Annotated in this window: 19 protein-coding genes; 8 read left to right on the top strand and 11 right to left on the bottom strand. The window is 72.0% G+C overall.

Annotated features, from left to right (window positions below; genetic code table 11):
• Window positions 1-85 precede the first annotated feature (85 nt).
• From ACNYS0_RS42280 to ACNYS0_RS42260, 5 genes are all read left to right on the top strand, one after another.
• On the top strand, window positions 86-898 hold the full coding sequence (locus ACNYS0_RS42280) for an alpha/beta fold hydrolase (protein WP_422482182.1): 813 nt from the start codon (window positions 86-88) through the stop codon (window positions 896-898).
• Between the two features lie 9 nt (window positions 899-907).
• Window positions 908-1,675 carry an IclR family transcriptional regulator gene (locus ACNYS0_RS42275; protein ID WP_422482180.1) on the top strand — a complete coding sequence of 256 codons (768 nt, stop codon included), beginning with the start codon at window positions 908-910 and terminating at the stop codon, window positions 1,673-1,675.
• Window positions 1,676-1,770: 95 nt separating this feature from the next.
• The gene (locus ACNYS0_RS42270) at window positions 1,771-2,784 is read left to right on the top strand and encodes an aromatic ring-hydroxylating dioxygenase subunit alpha (RefSeq protein WP_422482178.1); all 1,014 of its coding nucleotides are present in this window, start codon (window positions 1,771-1,773) and stop codon (window positions 2,782-2,784) included.
• On the top strand, window positions 2,781-2,951 hold the full coding sequence (locus tag ACNYS0_RS42265) for a hypothetical protein (RefSeq protein WP_422482176.1): 171 nt from the start codon (window positions 2,781-2,783) through the stop codon (window positions 2,949-2,951). The genes ACNYS0_RS42270 and ACNYS0_RS42265 overlap by 4 nt, the downstream gene beginning before the upstream one ends.
• Complete coding sequence (locus ACNYS0_RS42260) at window positions 2,948-3,883, top strand: PDR/VanB family oxidoreductase (RefSeq protein WP_422482174.1); 936 nt, start codon at window positions 2,948-2,950, stop codon at window positions 3,881-3,883. Before ACNYS0_RS42265 ends, ACNYS0_RS42260 begins: the two co-directional genes overlap by 4 nt.
• Here the strand turns inward: ACNYS0_RS42260 and ACNYS0_RS42255 are convergent.
• From ACNYS0_RS42255 to mdlC, 5 genes are all read right to left on the bottom strand, one after another.
• Window positions 3,867-5,423, bottom strand: a complete 1,557-nt coding sequence (locus ACNYS0_RS42255) for an MFS transporter (protein ID WP_422482172.1) — start codon at window positions 5,421-5,423, stop codon at window positions 3,867-3,869. The genes ACNYS0_RS42260 and ACNYS0_RS42255 overlap by 17 nt on opposite strands.
• A 106-nt stretch (window positions 5,424-5,529) precedes the next feature.
• Complete coding sequence (locus tag ACNYS0_RS42250) at window positions 5,530-6,015, bottom strand: GNAT family N-acetyltransferase (RefSeq protein WP_422482170.1); 486 nt, start codon at window positions 6,013-6,015, stop codon at window positions 5,530-5,532.
• A gap of 67 nt (window positions 6,016-6,082) precedes the next feature.
• Window positions 6,083-7,312, bottom strand: a complete 1,230-nt coding sequence (locus ACNYS0_RS42245) for an MFS transporter (RefSeq protein WP_422482168.1) — start codon at window positions 7,310-7,312, stop codon at window positions 6,083-6,085.
• A gap of 101 nt (window positions 7,313-7,413) precedes the next feature.
• Window positions 7,414-8,871, bottom strand: coding sequence for an aldehyde dehydrogenase family protein (locus ACNYS0_RS42240; protein WP_422482166.1), 1,458 nt, complete (start codon window positions 8,869-8,871; stop codon window positions 7,414-7,416).
• Window positions 8,872-8,873: 2 nt separating this feature from the next.
• Entirely contained in the window at window positions 8,874-10,457 is a 1,584-nt protein-coding gene (gene mdlC / locus ACNYS0_RS42235) for a benzoylformate decarboxylase (protein ID WP_422482164.1), read from the bottom strand.
• A gap of 128 nt (window positions 10,458-10,585) precedes the next feature.
• On the opposite strand from mdlC, the gene ACNYS0_RS42230 reads away from it, so the two are divergent.
• Window positions 10,586-11,494, top strand: a complete 909-nt coding sequence (locus tag ACNYS0_RS42230; protein ID WP_422482162.1) for a LysR family transcriptional regulator — start codon at window positions 10,586-10,588, stop codon at window positions 11,492-11,494.
• Between the two features lie 36 nt (window positions 11,495-11,530).
• Here the strand turns inward: ACNYS0_RS42230 and ACNYS0_RS42225 are convergent, their stop codons facing one another.
• The 4 genes from ACNYS0_RS42225 to ACNYS0_RS42210 form a co-directional block, all read right to left on the bottom strand.
• Window positions 11,531-13,813 carry an FtsX-like permease family protein gene (locus ACNYS0_RS42225; protein WP_422482160.1) on the bottom strand — a complete coding sequence of 761 codons (2,283 nt, stop codon included), beginning with the start codon at window positions 13,811-13,813 and terminating at the stop codon, window positions 11,531-11,533.
• Window positions 13,813-14,496: an ABC transporter ATP-binding protein gene (locus tag ACNYS0_RS42220; RefSeq protein WP_422482158.1), complete on the bottom strand. Its 684-nt coding sequence runs from the start codon at window positions 14,494-14,496 to the stop codon at window positions 13,813-13,815. Before ACNYS0_RS42220 ends, ACNYS0_RS42225 begins: the two co-directional genes overlap by 1 nt.
• On the bottom strand, window positions 14,493-15,017 hold the full coding sequence (locus ACNYS0_RS42215) for a PadR family transcriptional regulator (protein WP_422482156.1): 525 nt from the start codon (window positions 15,015-15,017) through the stop codon (window positions 14,493-14,495). Before ACNYS0_RS42215 ends, ACNYS0_RS42220 begins: the two co-directional genes overlap by 4 nt.
• Window positions 15,018-15,116: 99 nt before the next feature.
• The gene (locus tag ACNYS0_RS42210) at window positions 15,117-15,704 is read right to left on the bottom strand and encodes a TetR/AcrR family transcriptional regulator (protein WP_422482154.1); all 588 of its coding nucleotides are present in this window, start codon (window positions 15,702-15,704) and stop codon (window positions 15,117-15,119) included.
• 115 nt (window positions 15,705-15,819) lie between these two features.
• On the opposite strand from ACNYS0_RS42210, the gene ACNYS0_RS42205 reads away from it, so the two are divergent.
• A complete protein-coding gene (locus ACNYS0_RS42205) occupies window positions 15,820-16,605 on the top strand; it encodes a glucose 1-dehydrogenase (protein ID WP_422482152.1) in 786 nt (261 codons plus the stop codon).
• Window positions 16,606-16,627: 22 nt separating this feature from the next.
• Here the strand turns inward: ACNYS0_RS42205 and ACNYS0_RS42200 are convergent, their stop codons facing one another.
• Complete coding sequence (locus ACNYS0_RS42200) at window positions 16,628-17,032, bottom strand: tautomerase family protein (RefSeq protein ID WP_422482150.1); 405 nt, start codon at window positions 17,030-17,032, stop codon at window positions 16,628-16,630.
• 188 nt (window positions 17,033-17,220) lie between these two features.
• On the opposite strand from ACNYS0_RS42200, the gene ACNYS0_RS42195 reads away from it, so the two are divergent.
• The gene (locus ACNYS0_RS42195) at window positions 17,221-17,610 is read left to right on the top strand and encodes a hypothetical protein (RefSeq protein ID WP_422482148.1); all 390 of its coding nucleotides are present in this window, start codon (window positions 17,221-17,223) and stop codon (window positions 17,608-17,610) included.
• Between the two features lie 72 nt (window positions 17,611-17,682).
• Here ACNYS0_RS42195 and ACNYS0_RS42190 read toward each other — a convergent pair whose 3' ends face one another.
• Window positions 17,683-20,076, bottom strand: coding sequence for an ATP-binding cassette domain-containing protein (locus ACNYS0_RS42190; protein ID WP_422482146.1), 2,394 nt, complete (start codon window positions 20,074-20,076; stop codon window positions 17,683-17,685).
• Between the last annotated feature and the right edge of the window lie 4 nt (window positions 20,077-20,080).

Here is a 20,080-nt window from a genome sequence, read left to right as displayed (position 1 = left end):
CGGTTCCCACTCTTGATCATGCCCACGCCCGCGCCGTACGGTTCCGGCACACCCCGCGCGGGACCAACCCAACCAGGAGCAGGCAATGCCCCGATTCACGCTGGATGGCACCGTTTTGCGGTACGACGATTTCGGCCCCGCGTACGGGGTGGCGGTCGTGCTCTTCCACGGGCATCCGTTCAACCGGACCCTGTGGGCCCCGCAGGCCGAGGCGCTCGCGGCGGCCGGGTACCGGGTGCTCACGCCCGATCTGCGCGGGTACGGGGAGAGCGATGTCACTCCGGGGCAGGTGCTGCTCGCGCGCTTCGCGGACGATGCCGCCGCGCTCCTGGACGAGGTGGGGATCGGCTCCGCCGTGATCGGCGGTGTGTCGATGGGCGGCCAGATCGCGATGGAGTTCCATCTGCGGCACCCGGACCGCACCCGCGCCCTCGTCCTGTCCGACACCTCGGCGCCGCCGGAGACACCGGAGGGCAAGGTCCACCGCAACCGGCTCGCGGTGCGGCTGCTCGCCGAGGGCATGAGCGGGTACGCGGACGAGGTCATCGACAAGATGCTCGCGCGCTACAACGTGGCCGCACTGCCGGATGTCGCCGCCCATGTCCTCGGCATGATGCAGGTCACCGACCCGCGGGGGGCCGCGGCGGCGCTGCGCGGGCGGGCCGAGCGCCCCGACTACCGCGACAGCCTCGCGGCGGCCCGGGTCCCCGCACTCGTCGTGGTCGGCGCGGACGACGCATACACGCCGGTCGCGGACTCCGAGGAGATGGTGAAGCTGGTGCCGGACTCGGTGCTCAGGGTGGTCGACGGCGCTGGACACCTGCCGGGCGTGGAGCAGCCCGAGCTGTTCAACGCCGTGCTCCTGGAGTTCCTCCGCGACCGCTGCCCGACCGGGTAGGGGGAGGTCGTGACCCGTTCCGCCAGCGACCGGCTGCTCGACGCGCTCGGCGCCTTCGACCAGGACCACCCCTCGCTCACCCTGACCCAGCTCGCGCAACGGGCCGATCTTCCGCTGCCCACCGCGCACCGGCTCGTCGGCGCGCTCTCGCGCTGGGGCGCCCTGGAGCGCGACGAGGCGGGCAACTACCACGTGGGTTTGCGGCTGTGGGAGATCGCGGCGCTCGCCCCGCGCGGTCTCGGCCTGCGGCAGGCGGCGCTGCCGTTCCTGGAGGACCTGTACGAGTCGACGCACGAGAACGTGCACCTCGCCGTGCGCGACGGCCACGAGGTCGTCTACATCGAGCGTCTGTCGGGCCGTTCCGCGGTGGGCGTGCACTCGCGGGTGGGCGCGCGCTGGCCGCTGCACGCGACGGGTGTCGGGCTCGTGCTGCTCGCGCACGGCGGCCTCGATCTTCAGGACCGCTACCCCGAGGGCGGGCTCGACGCGTTCACTCCCTACACCGTGACCGAGGCGGATCGGCTGCGCCGGATGCTGGCCGAAGTGCGGCGCAGCGGAGTCGCCGTGAGTGACCGTCAGATCACGGACGACGCACTGTCGGTGGCGGCCCCGGTGCGCGGACCGCGCGGTGATGTCGTCGCCGCGGTCTCCGTCGTCGTACCGGTCGAGGGCGCGCGGACGCCTGCGCTGATCCCGGCGGTGCAGCTGGCGGGACGCGGCATTTCGCGCGCTCTGGGCTGGCAGCCCGCCTCGACCGCGCCCTCGGCTTCCGTCTGACGGAAGTGGCGTTGTGGGGCTGTGGCCCAGGTCACCAGGGTGTTCCGTGACGCGCGGCGACGGAGCCGCGCGCGGTGACAGGAGGGACGCCCGTCATGACCGCCTATTCGGCCTTCGCCCGCAACCAGTGGTACGTCGCCGCATGGTCGAAGGAGGTCGGCAGGGAACTGCTCGGCCGCACGATCCTCGGCGAGCCGATCGCCTTCTACCGCACCGAGGCCGGGGACCCTGTCGCCCTCGCGGACCGCTGTGTGCACCGCCGCTACCCGCTGTCGGCGAGCGGGCTCGACGGTGACCGGGTGGTGTGCGGGTACCACGGGTTCACCTACGACACGACGGGCACCTGTGTGTTCGTGCCGGGACAGAAGCGGGTGCCGCGGACCGCGCGGGTGAGCTCGTACCCGGTCGCGGAGGTCGACGGGATGGTGTGGGTGTGGGTCGGTGACCCGGAGCAGGCCGACACGAGTGCGATCCCGCGGGCCCCGCACCTGGTCGCGGACGGCTTCGTGACCGTGGAGGGCATGGAGCCGATCGACGCCGACTTCATGCTGCTCGTCGACAACCTCATGGACCTCTCCCACGAGACGTACCTGCACGGCGGCTACATCGGCACACCGGAGGTCGCCGAGACACCCATCGCCACGGAGGTCGACGAGGAGTCCGGGATCGTGCGGGTGTCGCGGCACATGAAGGACGCCGAGTGCCCGCCGTTCTACGCCCGTTCCACCGGCATCGAGGGCCGCATCGACCGGCGCCAGGACATCGAGTACCACGCGCCGTGCCTGTATCTGCTGCACAGCACGATCAGCCCGTCGGGGCAGGAGACGCCCGCGTTCCGCACGGAGATCACGTACGCGATCACGCCGTCCTCGCCCGGCAAGGTGTACGACTTCTGGGCGGTGTCACGGAACTTCGCGACCGAGGACGAGGAAGTCACCACGTTCCTGCGGGACTTCAACCACAAGGTCGTGATGCAGGACGTCGACGCGCTCAATCTGCTCCAGCGCACCCTGGACACCGAGCCCGAGGGTTACCAGGAGCTCAGCATCAACATCGACACGGGCGGCCTGGCCGCGCGCCGCATCCTCGGGAAGCTGGCCGCCGGATGACACGGCCCGTCTTCCGCATCGAATGGCTCCCCGGCACCGACGTCCTGGACGGCCACTGCCACTGCGGCGAGCGGCACACCAGCGAGGACCCGGTCGCCATGTGGGAGTGGATGCTCGCCCATCCCGACCATCCGCAGACCCTCGAACCGAAGGACCGCACCCCGTGAGCGACCCGCTCGACACCTACGACCTCGTCGTCGCCGAACGCCGTCAGGAGGCCGACGGCGTCGTCTCCCTGCTGCTGCGCCGCCCGGACGGCGCGCCGCTGCCCGCGTGGGAGGCGGGCGCCCACATCGACCTGATCCTTTCCGAGGCCGCGGGCCTGGAACGGCAGTACTCGCTGTGCGGCGGCGACACGCACTCCTGGCGGATCGCCGTGCTCCGCGAGCGGGACGGGCGGGGCGGTTCGGCGCATGTGCACGGCGAGCTCAAGGAAGGCGCGGCCGTGCGCGCCCGTGGGCCGCGCAACCACTTCAGGCTCGAACCGGCGCCCGCGTACCGGTTCGTCGCGGGCGGCATCGGCATCACACCGATCGTGCCGATGCTGGCCGCGGCGGCCGAGCGGGGCGCCGCGTGGTCCCTGCACTACGGGGGCCGTTCACGGGCAACGATGGCGTTCGCCGAGGAGCTGACCGCCCGCCACCCCGGCGGGCACATCGAACTCGTCGAGGGCCTGCTTGACCTCCCCGCGGTCCTCGCGGATCTGCGGCCCGGTGAACTCGTCTACGCCTGCGGGCCCGAGCCGCTGCTCGCCGCCGTCGAGGAACTGGTGCCGGCCGAGGCGCTGCGCACGGAGCGCTTCACCCCGGCGGACGTCGACACCAGCGGCGACACGGCCTTCGAGGTCGAACTCGCCTCCTGCGGACGGACGTTGAAGGTCCCGGCCGACCGGACGATCCTCGCCACCTTGCAGGAGGCCGGGGTCCAGGTGCTCTACTCCTGCACCGAGGGCACGTGCGGCACCTGCGAGACGGATGTGCTCGCCGGGGAGGTCGACCACCGCGACAGCGTGCTCACGGCCGCCGAGCGGGAGACCAACGAGACGATGATGGTGTGCGTCTCGCGGGCCAGGGGCGAGCGGCTCACGCTGGATCTGTGACCGCCGCGTCCGTACCGGCCTCGACCTCGGCCTCCGGCTGCGCCGCGTGTTCCGCGCGGCGCAGCAGCGTGGCCGCCACCAGGCCGCCCGTCAGCACGGCCGCCGCGCCCACGAGCTGACCGGTCTCCAGGGCGGAGCCGAACGCCCGCGTCACCGTGCGGCGTTCGGCCGCCGAGTCGCTCGCGGCGAGGGCGGCGGGCAGCGAGGCGGCGGCCACCGGGACGAGCGCGGAGAAGCGGGCGCTGAGCACGGCGCCGAGGACGGCGACGCCGAGGCCGCTGCCGAACTCGGTGACCGTGCCCTGGATACCGGCGCCCGCCCCCGCCTTCTCGCGGGGGATCGAGCCCATCACGGCGACGGCCATCGCCGGGTTGGCGAACGCACAGCCGATGCCCATGAGGACGAGACCGACGAGCAGGCCTCCGTACCCGTCCACGACCCGCCCGGCGAGGGCGACCGCGGCGAGCCCGCAGGCGAGCAGGGTCATGCCGACGGCCACGGACCCCGGGATGCCGAGTCGCTTGCTCAACCGGGCGGACACTCCGGTGAAGTTGAGCAGTACGACGGTGAGGGCGAATGGCGCGGTGCGCAGACCGGCCTCCAACGGCCCGTACCCCAGGACGAATTGGAGCTGCTGTGTGAGCAGGAAGAGCGCTCCCCCGCTGCCGAAGGTGATCAGCACGGCACCGATCACGGCACCGGTGAACGTCCGGTTGCGGAAGAAGCTCATGTCGAGCATGGGGTCGGTGACGCGCCGCTCCCACAGCACGAACCCGATCAGCGCACACGCGCCGATCCCCGCGCCCGCGAGCACGTACGGGGAGGACCAGCCGTGGTCGGGTCCCGAGACGACGGCGTAGACGAGCGAGCCCATCGCGACCGTCGACAGGAGCGCGCCGAGCAGGTCGGGGCGGTGACTCCGCTCGACCCTGCTCTCCGGCACCAGGAAGCTCACGGCGCACAGGCCGAGCAGCACGACGGGCACGTTGACGATGAACAGGGAGCCCCACCAGAAGTGGGCGAGCAGGACGCCGCCGACCAGCGGTCCCGCCGCGAAGCCGAGGGCGTTGACGGCGGCCCAGACGCCGATGGCGCGGACCCGTTCGTCGTCGTCGAAGACCTGCACGGCGACCGCCAGGGTGGTGGTCAGCAGCAGGGACCCGCCGACGCCCATGCCGGCGCGCGCGGCGATCAACTGTCCGGTGCTGTCGGCGAGTGCGGCGGCGAGCGAGCCCGCGCCGAACAGTACGAGGCCGGTCAGGAGCAGCTTCTTGCGGCCGTAGCGGTCGGCGGCGGCCCCGGCCGCGAGCAGCAGCCCCGCCTGCACCAGGACGTACGCGTTGATGATCCACTGCACGTCGGCGGTGCCTGCGCCGAGGTCGTCGGTGAGGGTGGGGACGGCGACGTTGAGGATCGTGTTGTCGAGGATGACGACGAGTTGGGCGAGGCAGATCACGCCGAGGATGAGCCAGCGGCGCGGGTCCCGGGGCCTGGCAGGTGTGGGGGCGGTCGGCTGCTCGGCGGCGGGGGTCGCCGTCATGCGGACTCCTTGAAGGCAGGCAGGGGCGCGGGGACCGGTGACCACCCCGCTGGTTAGGTAACCCTAACTCAGCGGATGGCCCGCGTCCGCCCCACCCCACCAGGGCCTATAGCGCGCGATGCATGATGTGCAGCCCGACCCTGCCGTCCCGCGGGTGGTCGTACGCCGCGGGCACGGTGCCGAGGATCGTGAAGCCGAGCGAAGTCCACAGCCGGACCGCCGGGTTGGTCTCGACGACGGCGTTGAAGACCATGGCGCGATAGCCGTCCGCCCTGGCCGTCTCAAGCACGTGCTCGGCGAGCGCGCGGCCGTGGCCGTGGCCGCCCTGGTCGGGGTCGACCATGAAACCGGCGTTGGCGATGTCCCGCGCGGGACCGCCGTAGTTGGGCTTCACGTACGCGGTGGCGACGACGTCACCCGCGTCGTCCTCCATGACGAGGACGCGCTTGCCCGCGCCCTCGGTCCACAGGGCGCGGGCCTCGGGCTCGCTGGTGTCGGGGTCCCAGGCGTAGGTCTCGCCCGCGCGCACGATCCGCCGCCAGAACGGCCAGATCCGCTCCCAGTCCCCGTCCCGGATGTCTCTGATCTTCATGGGGGCGAGTCTGGCACGCGGTCCGGCCGCCCTGTCGGGGTCGCTCAGCCGGTGAACGCGGCGCCGGTCAGCCGGTGTACGCCGCGCTGGGTGTCCTCGCCCGGTCCTCGGCCGAAGGAGCGGCCAGGAGCAGCATCGCGCCGAGGCCGAGTGCCGCGACGCCCGCGAAGAACCAGAAGCCCCACGGGTGGGCGATGCCCGCCGTGACCAGGGCGCCGGTGACGAAGGGACCGGTGATCGAGCCGAGCCGGCCCACCGCGGAGGCGAGGCCGAGCGCGGTGCCGCGGGTGCGGGCCGGGAAGACATGGGCCACGTACCCGTAGATGAGGACCTGCGCGGAGAACACGAAGACCCCCGTGAGCAGGACCAGCGCGTTCAGGAGCAGGCTGGATTCGATGCGCAGGCTCAGGACGGCGAGCAGCACGGCGCCCGCCGCGAACCAGATCCGCGCGATGCGCCGGATGCCGTACTTGTCGGCGACGACGCCCGCGACGACGAGCCCGATGACGGCGCCGACGTTGAGGACGAGCAGCAGCGCGATGGAGCGGGAGATCGGATAGCCGGCGCTGCGCATGAGTTGGGGCAGCCAGGTGTTGAGCCCGTAGACGAGCAGCAGGCCCATGAACGAGCCGCCCCACACCGCGAGGGTGGTGCGGCGGATGCGCGGGCCGAGGAGGTCGCGCATGCCGATGCGTTCGGCCTCGGGCTGCTGTTGGGCGGCGAGATAGGCGGCGGACTCCGGCAGCTTCCACCACATCAGCGGGACGACGAGGAGGCCCGCGACTCCCCCGCCGTAGAACAGCCAGTGCCAGTCACCGGCGACGGCGAGCGCGAGCAGCGAGGTGAGCACCGCGCCGACGTGGTAGCCGGTCATGGTGAACGTGCTGGCGCTGGCGCGGCGGCGTTCGGGCAGGTTCTCCGACATGACGGTCAGGGCGACCGGCATGCAGGCGCCGAGGCCGAGCCCGGCGAGGAAGCGCAGCACACCGAACACGGCCACGTTCGGGGCGAGCGGTGTCACCAGGGTGAACACCGAGAACAGCAGCACCGAGCCGATGAGCATGCCGCGCCGCCCGAAGCGGTCGGTGAGCGGGCCGAGCCCCGCGGCGCCGACCGCGACCCCGACGAGGGACACGGTGGCGACCGCGGTGGCGTCGGCGGCGGTGAAGCCGAGGTGGTGCGTCTTGAGCAGGGTGGGAATGGTGGCGCCGAGCGCCACCAGGTCGTATCCCTCGAGCAGAACGGTCAGCCAGCACAGCACCGCCGTGCTGGCTGCCCGCATGGGAGACGTCGTCATTGGCGTGCTCCTAGCCGGATTGAGCGGATGGGGACGGGGACGCGCTGCTCCTGGGGGGGGGGCGGGGGACTTCGTGAAGGGACTGGCCCCTTCCGCGGGGATCAGAAGGGGTACGGCGCGATCTGCGGGCGCACGGTCACCCACTGCGTCTCGGTGAACGCCTCGATATTGGCCTGCGCGCCGCCGAACCGTGATCCGTTGCCGGAGTCGCCGACGCCGCCGAAGGGCGCGGCGGGCTCGTCCATGACGGTCTGTTCGTTGATGTGGACCTTGCCGGAGCGGATCCGGTCGGCGAGGGTCATCGCGGTGCCGACGTCGCCGAGGATGCCGACGGACAGGCCGTACGGCGAGGCGTCGACGATGCGGGCCGCCTCGTCGAGGTCGCGGTAGGTGCGCACGGGCGCGACGGGGCCGAAGATCTCCTCGCGCCAGGCCGGGCTGTCGTCGTCGAGGCCGGTGAGGACGGTCGCCGGGTAGTACGGGGCGTCGGCCTTGCCGCCCGCGGCGAGCTTCGCGCCGGCGGCGACGCTGTCGGTCACCACCTTGTCGATGTGGGCGAGTTGCCGCCCGTCGATGATCGGGCCGAGCGCGACGTCGCCCTGGGCGGGGTCGCCGACGGGCAGGTTAGCGGCCTTCTCCGCGAGCAGCGCCACGTACTCCTCGGCCTGCGACTCGTGGACGAGGTGGCGGCCGGTCGCCATGCAGATCTGGCCCTGGTGGAGGTACGAGCCGAACGCTCCGGCCGAGGCGGCGGCCGGGATGTCGGCGCCCGGGAGGACGACGAGGGCGTTGTTGCCCCCGAGTTCGAGGTGCACCTTCTTGAGGTTCCGGGCGGCGGCCTCGCCGACCTTGCGCCCGGCGGCGGTCGAGCCGGTGAAGGAGACGACGGAGACCTCGGGCGCCTCGACGACGGCGGCGCCGACGCTCGCGTCGCCGGGCAGCAGATGGAGCAGGCCCTCGGGAAGGCCCGCCTCCTCGAAGATGCGGACGATGGTGACACCGCCGCACACCGCGGTGCGCGGGTCGGGCTTGAGAAGCACGGCATTGCCGAGGGCGAGCGCGGGCGCGACGGAACGGATGCCGAGGATGAGCGGGAAGTTGAACGGTGCGATGACCGAGACGACGCCCGCGGGCACGCGGCGCGCGAACGACCAGCGGGGCTCGGCGCTGCTGAGCACGTCGCCGAGCGGGTGCGCGGGCAGCGCCGCGTCCTCGTAGCACTCGGCGGCGGCGAAGTCGGTCTCGACGGTCGCCTTGGCGCGGGTGGAGCCGGCCTCGCGGACGATCCAGTCCTTGATCTCCTCGGCGTGCTCGGCGAACAGGTCACCGGCCCTGCGCAGCACGGCGGCCCGCTCGGCGGGCGAGGTGCGGGCCCACTCCCGCTGCGCTTCGGCGGCGCGGGCCGCGGCGCGCGCGACGTCATCGGCGGTGGCACTGCCGATGGCACCGAGCGTCTGCCCGGTGGCGGGTTCGACGACGGCGGTCGTGCCCCCGCTTCCCGCGGTCCAGCCGTCGAGGTGGATGCGTTCGTGCCATACGGGGTCTTCGAGGAGAGTCATGTTCACTCCGGTGAGGTGGGGTGGGTGTCGACCTGAATGAGGCGGGGCCCCTCGGTCGCGGGTTTCTTCAACTGCTCGCGCAGCTCGGCGAGTTCGGTCACGGCGGTGGCGGGCACCCCGTAGCCCGCGGCGAGCGCGGTGAAGTCGAGGCCGGGGATCTCGGTGCCCGGCACGTCCGGGGTGTCGAGCAGCTTCCCGAACCAGCGCAGCGCGCCGTAGGTGCCGTTGCGCAGGATGAGGAAGGTGACGGGGACCCGGTAGTGGGCGGCGCTCCACAGCGCGGTGATCCCGTAGTTGGCGGAGCCGTCGCCGACGACCGCGACGACCGGACGGTCCGGGTCGCCCATCGCCGCGCCGACGGCGGCGGGCAGGCCGAAGCCGAGTCCGCCGGAGGCCGGGAAGAAGTAGGAGCCGGGGTGGCGCAGGTCCATCTGCCGCCACCAGGCGCCGTTGGTGGAGGTGGACTCGACGACGTAGCGGGTGTCGGGTGGCTGGGTGTCGCGCAGGGCGGCGAAGACCTCCTCGGGGTGGAGGGCGGTTCCCGGGACGGTGGCGGGTTCGGGCGGGGGCGTGAACTCCCCTGCCTTGCTTGCACGTTGAGGCAGTCGGGCCATCAGCGCCGTCAGCACGGGGCCCGGGTCCGCGACCAGCGCCTCCCCCATCGGCGCGCGGGCCGCGGCGCCCGCGTCGTCGGTGACCTGGATCAGCCGGGCGCCGTCCGGCAGATAGGGGCCCGGCACGTGCTGGTGGTAGCGGAAGACGGGTGCGCCGAGGACGAGCACCAGGTCGTGCCCGGCGAGCGCGGAGGACACCGCGCCGATGCCTGCGGGCAGCACACCGCGCAGCAGCGGATGCCGGTTGGGGAACGGGAGGCGGTGCGGCGACGGTGCCACCCACACCGGCAGGTCGAGGTGTTCGGCGCAGGCCACGGCCCGCTCGAACAGGCCCGTGGCGTCGATGTCACCCCCGAGGACGAGCACGGGGCTGCGGGCCTCACCCACTTCTCGTACGAGGTCGTCGAGTTGTGCCTCGTCCGGGACGAGGCCGCGCCGCACCCGCCGCTCCAGGACCTCACCGGCCTGCGGGTCCAGCTCGGCGTCCCAGTCGTCGTAGGGCACGGACAGGTAGCTCGGGCGGCGTTGCAGCTCGGTCTCGAAGACCGTCTGGGCCAGCGAGCGGGGGACGTCGGCGGCGCAGGCCGGTTCGGCGGAGTGGCCGACGAGCGGGCGCATCAGCTGCGGGGCGTCGACGTTGGCGAGCATCGCCTCCAGGCCGATGGCGGAGCGCACCTGCTGGCCTGCCGTGAGGACCAGCGGCGAGCGTGCGTACACGGCGTTCGTGAGCGCGCCCATCGCGTTGCCCGAACCGGCGGCCGCGTGCAGATTCACGAGTGCGGGGCGGCCGGTGACCTGGGCATATCCGTCGGCCATGCCGACGACGACGCCTTCGTGCAGGCCGAGGACATAGCGGAAGGACTCCGGGAGTCCCGCCAGGAAGGGCAGTTCGTTCGATCCCGGGTTCCCGAAGATCGTGGTCAGACCCTGGCGCTCGAGGAACGCGTGGGCGATCCGGCGTGCGGTCGGCATGCGCAGACTCCTCCTTGACCGGCGGTGATGTGGTTGAGCCTAGAAATAAAGCCGACCATGCTCCAATCAATGTTGCCCACCTGCTTCATAGACTGCATCGATAACACCCCTCGTAGAGTGGACGGATCATGCGGGACTTCGACCTCAACCTCGTGCGCACCTTCGTGCTGCTCTACGAGACCCGGAGCGTGACGGCGACCGCGGAAGCCCTGCACGTCACCCAGCCGACGGTCAGCTACGGGCTCCAGAAACTGCGCCGCCGCTTCGACGACGAGCTGTTCCGCCGCACGGGCGCGGGCCTCGCCCCGACGACCACGGCGCGCGCCCTGTACGAGCCGCTGCACGGCGCCCTCGCGGAGATCGACACGACGGTGAGCGGCGCGCACACCTTCGACCCGGCCACGGCCCGCGCCGCGTTCACGGTGTGCCTGTCGGACCTGGGCGAGGTGGCCCTGCTGCCCCGCCTGATGGCCGCGCTGCCCCGACAGGCGCCGGGCACCACGCTCACGGTGCGGCCGCTCGACATCACCGGCGCCGCCGACCAGTTGGGCCGTGGGGAGATCGACGCGTTCATCGCCTCGACGCCGCTCGGCTCGCCGCGGGTGGAGCGGATTCCGCTGTTCTCCGAGGGGTACGTCGCCGTGGTGGCGCGCGACCACCCGCGGCTGCGCGGCCGCTCCGTGGACCTGGCCGCACTCGGCGCCGAACAGCATGTGACGGTCTCGGGCCCCGCCGGACACGAGGGGCCGCGCCGCGCCCTGGAGGCGCACGGGCTGCTGCACCGCGTCCTGCTGGACGTGACCCGGTTCGCGGGTCTGCCGTACCTCATCCAGGACAGCGAACTCGTGGCGGTGGCGCCCCGCCTCGTGGGCCGCGTGTTCGCCGCCGACCACCGGGTGCGGCTCCTGGAGCTGCCGATCGACATCGAACCGGCGCAGGTCTCGGTCTACGCCCGGCACACGCACGCCCGCACTCCGGCGCAGCACTGGCTGGTGAATTTCATGCGGGAGACGCTGGTGGACGCGACGGAGACGTGAGGCGCGGCGCCCGCCGCGGGGACGGGCGCCGCGGTGTCAGTCGTTGCGCGCCGTCTCCGGTCCGGTGATGCGCCGCAGCAGCGGCAGCGTGGAGGCGATGACGGCGAGCGAGACGACGATCCCGGCGAGGGTCAGCCCGTAGTAGCCGGCGCCCGGTGGACGTATCGAGTAGCCGTACTGCGCCTGGAGGAAGAGCTGCGCGGTCAGGAAGCCCGTGCCGATGGCGAGCGCCGCGACGATCAGCAGCGGGGCCGCGCTCTCGAGGAGGACCACGCGGCGCAGCGTGCGCAGGGGCACGCCGGTCAGCCGCAGCAGAGCGAAGGGGCGCCTGCGCTCGTTCAGTCCGCCGGCCACGGCGACCGCGAGCCCGCATCCGGCGATCGGGAAGCTGATCACGATCACGACGGTGGCCAGTTGCCGGTAGGCCGCGATGTCGTTCCAGCGCTGCGCGTGGTCCTCGGCGACGGTGTACGGCGGCAGTTCATGGGGGTGCGCCGTGGCGAGGAGCGTGCGGACCCGCTCGACGGCCGCGATGGAGCCGTCCGTCGTCACCACGATCTCGCTCACCGGCAGCGTGCGCAGCCGGTGCGGGCTGATGTCCGCCGCGGGCCACACGGCAGGCCAGGCCCGGTCCTCCTGCGTGCCGAAGCGCGAGAAGTCCGGTGGAACGGCGGCCGCATCGGCCCCCGGACGGCAGTCGTTGTGCGCGGGCATCCGCGCCAGTTCGGCACAGGAGACCAGGCCCGCCAGGATCGGCGGCGCCCCCTTCGGGGGACGGGGCTCCACGGGGTCGGGGATGCGCAGCGGGTTCGTGCGGACGGCCAGCACGCCCCGGACGCCGGGCACGGACTCCAGAGCGGAGCGGGTCGTGGCGGGCAGCGTGGGCGGCGGCTCGGCGGACCGGGCTCCGAACTGCCGGTCGTAATTGGCGACCACCGAGCTGCCGAACGCCGCGTTGTCCTCGGGCACCCCGCTCTCCGCGACGACCGCGGTGATGATGCCGACCGCGGTACTGGTGACGCAGAGCGCGAGCACCAGGCCGCTGACCGCCCGGAATCCGGCCTTCGGGTCGTCCGCGAGGCGCCGCCCCGCGACGAGCAGCGCCGGCCTGCGGGTGAAGCGGACGAGGAGCCGCGCCCCGGCCATGGTCAGCCACGGCCCCGCGAGGACGATGCCGACGAGGATCAGCAGGATGCCGGGGACGAAGGCGAGTATCTGGCCGGAGCTGCCCTCGGGGACGCGCCCGATGACCCACCACAACTGCCCGATGCCGAGGGCCAGCGGGATCAGCCGCCGGGCCCGAGGCGGACGGGGCGTGGTCCTGCGGGTGACACCGAGCGGCGAGACCCGCACCCGGCGCAGCGCCACGCGCGCCGCGACGGCCGCGGCCACCGGCACCCCCACGGCCGTTCCCAGGACGTCGAGCGCGCCGAGCGACAGGTCTCCGGTGAAGAACGGCGTGCCGGTCAGGTCGGCGTGTGCCACCAGCGGCCGCAGCGCGTACCAGAGCACGAAGCCCACCGCCGTGCCGGCGACGGCGGCGACCGCGGACTCGATCGTCGAGATCAGCGAGACCTGGGCCGGTGTCGCGCCGACCAGCCGCATCGCGGCGAAGCGCTGCTCGCGGCGGGCGGCGGCGAGGCGGCTCGCCGTGCCGGTCAGGATCAGCACTGGGAAGATCAGTGCCACGGCGACCACGGAGAGGACGAGCGCCATGCCTTCGGCGTTGATGCCGACGGCGACGTCGCAGTTCGGGCCGTTGCAACTGCTGGGCGAGTGGGTCTCGATGGTGGTGACGCGTCGGGCGCCCGCCTTCCCTGCCAGCTCGCCGGGGCGGTGCCCGACCACGACGATCAGGGAGTCGGGTCCGGGCAGCGCAGAGCTGCCGATGATGCCCGCCCGGCGGCCGGGGTAGCGGTCGCTCAACTCGGCGGCGGGCGTGGCGCGCAGCAGGTCGGCGAGGGCCGGGGACACGTAGTACTCGCCGGGGCCGGGAAGGCGTGGCAGGCCCGGCGGCACCGGTGCGTTCGGTCCGGTGGCCGCCACGTCGACGCGGCCGATGAGCCCGCCGTCGTAGTGGTCTGCCCGCAGCAGCCACCACAGCGGGTCGGCGTCGGCGGCCCGCGCGTCCCTGCTCCGGGTGAACTCGGCGCCGGTGTTGAGCCAGGCGTTGCGGTCGTTCTGGGTGCGGGTGGCCTGGATGGCGGCGAGCGTGGACAGCAGCAGCGCGACGCCGACGGCCACCGCGGCGGCGATCACGGTCAGGCGCACCAGGGCCTCGCGGCCGCCCGCGACGGTGAGGCGGAGCGCGAGCCGCATCACGATACGGCCCGTTCGACGGAGAGCGGGGTCACCCTGCCGTCGCGGACGATGACCTCCCGGTCAGCGAACGCGGCGACGCGCGGCTCGTGGGTGACGAGAACGACCGTCGTGCCCTGCTCGCGGGCGGAGCCGACCAGCAGGTCCATCACCTGTTCACCGGTGAGGGAGTCGAGTGCCCCGGTGGGCTCGTCGGCGAAGAGCACCCGCGGGCGGGCGACCAACGCCCGTGCCAGCGCGACGCGTTGAGCCTGGCCGCCCGACAACTCGCCGGACCTTCGACCCTCCAGGCCGGCCAGGCCGAGCCGCTCGAACCAGGACCGGGCCTCGCGCAGCGCGGAGGTCCGGCGGCCGCGCGCGAGGAGCAGCGGAAGCGCCACGTTCTCCTCGGCCGTCAGCTCCGGTACGAGCTGGCCGAATTGGAAGACGAAGCCGAAGCTGTCGCGGCGCAGTGTGCTGCGCTCGGCCTCCCGCAGGGCGTCGATGCGCCGCCCGTCGTAGCGGATCTCCCCGTCGTCGGGCACCAGGATCCCCGCGAGACAGTGCAGCAGCGTCGACTTGCCGGAACCGCTCGGGCCCGTCACGGCGACGATCTCGCCCTGCGCCACGGACAGTTCGGCGCCCCGCAGCGCGGGGGTGCTGCCGAACGAGAGCACCACGCCACGTGCCTCGACCAGGCTCATGACCGCACCTCCGCCGCCAGCGCGCCGAGCCGCGCCACGGTCATGTCGATCCAGCGCAGGTCGGCCTCCAGATGGAAAAGACCGTGGTCGGCGAGCATCCGGTCGACGAGTTCGCCGGTACGGCGCAGCTCGGTCAGCTCGCGCATCCGCTGCATGTGGGCGGCCCGCTGGGTGTCGAGGTACTGCTGGGCGTCCCGCTCCAGGAGCAGCGCCAGGACGACCTTGGTGAACAGCGTGGTCTGCAAGTGCTGTTCGGGGGCGACCGGCTCGGTGAGCCAGGTCTCCACCTGCGTGACACCGCTGCCGGTGATCACGTACCGCTTGCGGTCGGGCCCCTCCCCCGGCTCGGACTCGCCGACCGCCACCTTCCCGTCCCGGGCGAGGCGGCGCAGCGTCGAATAGACCTGCCCGTAGGGCAGCGGTTTGCCGCGGCCGAAGTACGTGTCGTAGTTCCGCTTGAGGTCGTAGCCGTGGCTCGACTCACGTTCGAGGAGCCCGAGAAGCGCCAGAGGAACGGTCATACCGTGATGTATACGCCGGGTGTATACGCCCGGTCCATACGTCAGCGAGCGTAGTCACTGCTCGTCCAACTGGCCGATCATGCAGAGCAGTTGAGACAGTCAGCCCTCCCGGCGCGTGTACGGCAGCGCGTCCACCAGCCCCGCGAGGTCCGCCTCGGTCGGCGCGCTCTCGAGGAAGACCACGCGGTACAGCGCATAACCGAGCCAGCTGTCGATCACCGCCCCGACGTCGAGACCGGCGGGCAGCTCACCCCGTTCGATGCCGCGCCGCAGCAGCACGACCCCCGGCTCGCTCCAGGCGACGAGGAGATCGCGCAGCTCCGCCCGGCCCGCCTCGCCGCGCTCGACGAGCGCACCGGCCACCACGCTCGGGTCACCGAGCAGCGTCAGGGTGCTGACGAGGTCGGCGACATGGGCCCGCGCATCCTCGCGCACGGAGCCGGTGTCGGGCAGCGGGCCCGGCGCGAGCTGGTCCGTGACGGCCTCGGTGATCACCGCGGCCTTGTTCGGCCACCAGCGGTAGAGGGTCATCTTGGCGACGCCCGCCCGGGCGGCGATCCGTTCCATCGTGACCTTGTGATACCCGAGGTCGGCGACGAGCTCCCGCGCAGCGCGCAGCACCGCCGCATGCGCCTGCGGATCCCGATAGCGCCCTCGCCTGGGGCGGGGAGCCGTCGACTCGTCCATATCTCGCTCCGATCCCCGCGGACGGGAATTTCTAGACAGTACGTATCGTCTACGAATAGTGACAGGCCCGCCGGACGACGGCGGACCGCGACACAGGCCAATCAGGAGGTCCGCAATGAACAACAGGTTCGACGGCAAGGTCGTTCTCATCACCGGTGGCGGCTCGGGTCTGGGCCGGTCCGCCGCGCTCCGGGTCGCGGCCGAGGGCGCCAAGCTGGCGCTCGTCGACGTGAACGCGGAGGGGCTCGCGCAGAGCGCGGCCGAGATCGAGAAGGTCACGCCGGGCGCCGAGGTCCTGACGCTCACCGCCGACGTCAGCGACGAGACGGAGGTCGAGCGCTACGTGGCGGAGACCACGCGGACCTACGGCCGGATCGACGCCTTCTTCAACAACGCGGGCATCGAGGGCAAGCAGAACCTCACCGAGGAGTTCGGGAGCGACGAGTTCCAGCGCGTCGTCGACATCAACCTCCGGGGCGTCTTCCTCGGCCTCAAGCACGTCCTCGCGGTCATGCGCGAGCAGGGCAGCGGCACCGTCGTGAACACGGCGTCCGTGGGCGGCATCCGCGGCGTGGGCAACCAGTCCGGCTACGCGGCCGCCAAGCACGGCGTCGTGGGCCTGACCCGCAATTCGGGCGTGGAGTACGGCCGCTTCGGGATCACCGTGAAGGCCATCGCGCCCGGTGCGATCATGACGCCGATGGTCGAGGGCTCCCTCAAGCAGCTCGACCCGGTGAACTGGGAGGAAGCCGGCCGCCAGTTCGTCAGCACCAACCCGATGAAGCGTTTCGGCCGCCCCGAGGAGGTCGCGAATCTGGTGGCCTTCCTGCTCTCCGACGAGGCGTCCTTCATCAACGCCACGGTCGTGCCGATCGACGGCGGCCAGTCCGAGCAGTACTGAGCGCGCCGCGGGGACCGAGACCTCAGCGCCGGCCGTCCACGGCGGCCGGCGCGTACTGGGCGACACCGTCCCCGAACGACCAGTCGATCGACTGGTTCTCGGTGATCGTGACGAGCACGTTGCGCGGCTCGGTTCCCGCGTAGGCGTGCGCGAGCTCGGCGATCCGCCGGTACAGCGCCCGCTTCTGCCCGTCGGGCCGCCCGGCCCGCAGGGTGATCCCGACGAACACCACGTCGTCGTCGCGCCGCACCCCGAGGTAGTCGCCGTAGCGGAGTGTGCCGCTCACGCCGTCGTGACTGGTGAGTACCTGGAACAGGTCGTCGGCCGGGAAGCCGAGCGTCTCCCCGAGGGCGTCGTGCACGGCGCGCCCCAGCGCCTGAAGGCGGTCGTGGTCGGCCCTGAGGGCGTCTATGCGGACAAGCGGCACGGGTGGACTCCTTCGCCGTGGGCGTGGAACGCGGCGCGACTCGACACCGTTGCCGTACATACTAGTAGTTACAGTTTCTGGTTCTACAACCCCACCCCGGATGTACCCACGTCACCCGATCGACGTAGGGTCCCCTTTTGTTCACCCGCAGGGTGACATCAGGACCTCGACGACCAGGAGCTCTTCCCGTGCCCGCACCGTCTACTGCCCCGGCGCCCATCTACGACCGACTCGTCGACGAGCACGGTGATGTGCTCGCAGACGCGCGTGAGGCCGCACACAAGGCCGAGCGCACCGCGGAAGGCGTGCTCGACTTCGGGCACGGGGGCGCCCGCCAGGAACCGCAGGCTCCCCAGGCCCCGGCATCCCTCCAGGACCAGCAGGCCTCCCAGGCCGCCGACCCCATGCAGGCGCAGGCCCCGCAGGGTCATCAGGCGCCGCAGATCCCGCAGGGTCAGCACGCCCCCCAGGACCAGCACGCGCCCCAGGGCCAGCAGGCCCCGCAGGGCCAGCAGGCTCCGCACTTTCCGCAGGGTCAGCAGGCCCCGCAGCACGCCACTCCCCCGCAGGAGGGCTGACCGCGACAGCGGCCGGCCCTCCCGCACGGCTCCGTCCGTCGCGGCCCTCCCCCACGGGCCGACGGCAACCGGTCAGGCACCCACGTACTGCGCCAGGTGCTCGCCGGTGAGGGTGGAGCGGTCCGCGACGAGGTCGGCCGGGGTTCCCTCGAAGACGACCTTGCCGCCTTCGTGCCCCGCACCGGGGCCCAGGTCGATGATCCAGTCGGCGTGCGCCATCACGGCCTGGTGGTGCTCGATGACGATGACCGACTTACCGGAGTCCACGAGCCGGTCGAGCAGCCCGAGCAGTTGCTCGACGTCCGCCAGGTGCAGACCCGTCGTCGGCTCGTCCAGAACGTAGACGCCGCCCTTGTCGGCCATGTGCACGGCGAGCTTGAGCCGCTGCCGCTCACCGCCGGAGAGTGTGGTCAGCGGCTGGCCGAGGGTCAGGTAGCCGAGCCCGACCTCCTCGAGCCGCTCAAGGATCTTGTGCGCGGCCGGGGTGCGCGCCTCCCCCGCCCCGAAGAACTCCACCGCCTCGGTCACCGGCATCGCGAGCACCTCGCTGATGTCCTTGCCGCCGAAGTGGTAGTCGAGCACGGAGGCCTCGAACCGCTTGCCGTCGCACTCCTCGCAGGTGGCGGCCGCGCTCGCCATGATCCCGAGGTCGGTGTAGATGACGCCCGCGCCGTTGCAGGTCGGGCAGGCGCCCTCCGAGTTGGCGCTGAACAGCGCGGGCTTCACGCCGTTGGCCTTCGCGAACGCCTTGCGGATCGGCTCGAGGAGCCCGGTGTACGTGGCCGGGTTGCTGCGCCGTGAGCCGCGGATCGGGGTCTGGTCGACCGCCACCACCGCGTCGTCGGCGGGGACGGATCCGTGCACGAGCGAGCTCTTGCCGGAACCCGCGACACCGGTGACGACCGTGAGCACCCCGAGCGGGATGTCGACGTCGACATCCCGCAGGTTGTGCGCGTTCGCCCCGCGGATCGCGAGCTTGCCGGTGGGCTCGCGCACGGTGTCCTTGACGGCGGCCCGGTCGTCGAGGTGGCGCCCGGTGATGGTGTCACTGGCGCGCAGCTCGTCGACGGTGCCCTCGAAGCAGACGCTGCCGCCGCCCGTACCGGCGCCGGGTCCGAGGTCCACGACGTGGTCGGCGATGGCGATGGCCTCCGGCTTGTGCTCCACGACCAGCACGGTGTTCCCCTGGTCGCGCAGCCGCAGGAGCAGCTTGTTCATCCGCTGGATGTCGTGCGGGTGCAGGCCGATGGTGGGCTCGTCGAAGACGTAGGTGACATCGGTGAGCGAGGAGCCGAGGTGGCGGATCATCTTGACGCGCTGCGCCTCACCGCCGGAGAGCGTGCCCGCCGCCCGGTCGAGGGAGAGATAGCCGAGGCCGATCTCCTCGAACGACTCCAGGGTGTGCCGCAGCTTGGCGAGCAGCGGGGCGACCGAGGGCTCCTTCAAGGCGCGCACCCACTCCGCGAGGTCCCGGATCTCCATCGCGCACAGATCGGCGATGCTCTTGCGCTTGATCTTCGAGGAGCGGGCCAGCTCGCTGAGCCGGGAGCCCCCGCAGTCGGGACAGGTCTGGAAGGTGACCGCACGGTCCACGAAGGCCCGGATGTGCGGCTGCATCGACTCCCGGTCCTTGGCCAGGAAGGTCTTCTGGATCTTCGGGATGAGGCCCTCGTAGGTGAGGTTCACACCGTTGATCTTGACCTTGACGGGTTCGCGGTGGAGGAAGTCGTGCCGCTCCTTCTTCGTGTACTTGCGGATCGGCTTGTCCGGGTCGAAGAAGCCGGAGTCACGGATGACCCGCACCACCCAGCCGTCCCCGGTGTACGTGGGGATGCTGAACGGGTCCTCGTTCAGCGACTTGGATTCGTCGAAGAGCTGGGCCAGGTCGATGTCGGAGACCGTGCCCCGCCCCTCGCAGTGGACGCACATGCCGCCGGTGCGGCTGAAGGACACCTTCTCGGTCCTGGTCCTGTCGGCGCCCCGGTCGACCGTGAACCCGCCCTGCGCCGAGACCGACGCGACGTTGAAGGAGTAGGCCCCCGGTCCGCCGATCTGCGGCTTGGCGAGCCGGCTGTAGAGGATGCGCAGCATCGCGCTCGCATCCGTGGCGGTACCGACCGTGGAGCGCGGGTCGGAGCCCATCCGCTGCTGGTCGACGGTGATCACGGTGGTCAGGCCGTCCAGCACATCGACCTCGGGCCGCGCCAGCGTCGGCATGAAGCCCTGGACGAACGCGCTGTACGTCTCATTGATCATCCGCTGTGACTCGGCGGCGATCGTGTCGAACACCAACGAACTCTTGCCCGACCCCGAGACCCCGGTGAACACCGTCAGGCGCCGCTTGGGCAGTTCGATGCTGACGTCCTTGAGGTTGTTCTCCCGCGCGCCGTGCACGCGGATCAGGTCGTGGCTGTCGGCGGGGTGCGACGTTGCCGACGGTGTCCCCGTCCTCGCGACCTTGCTCATCATG

Source organism: Streptomyces anthophorae, assembly GCF_049310305.1.
Classification (GTDB): Bacteria; Actinomycetota; Actinomycetes; order Streptomycetales; family Streptomycetaceae; genus Streptomyces.
The sequence above is the reverse complement of the archived record's forward strand: the minus strand, read 5'-3'. Positions and strand labels throughout refer to the sequence as shown.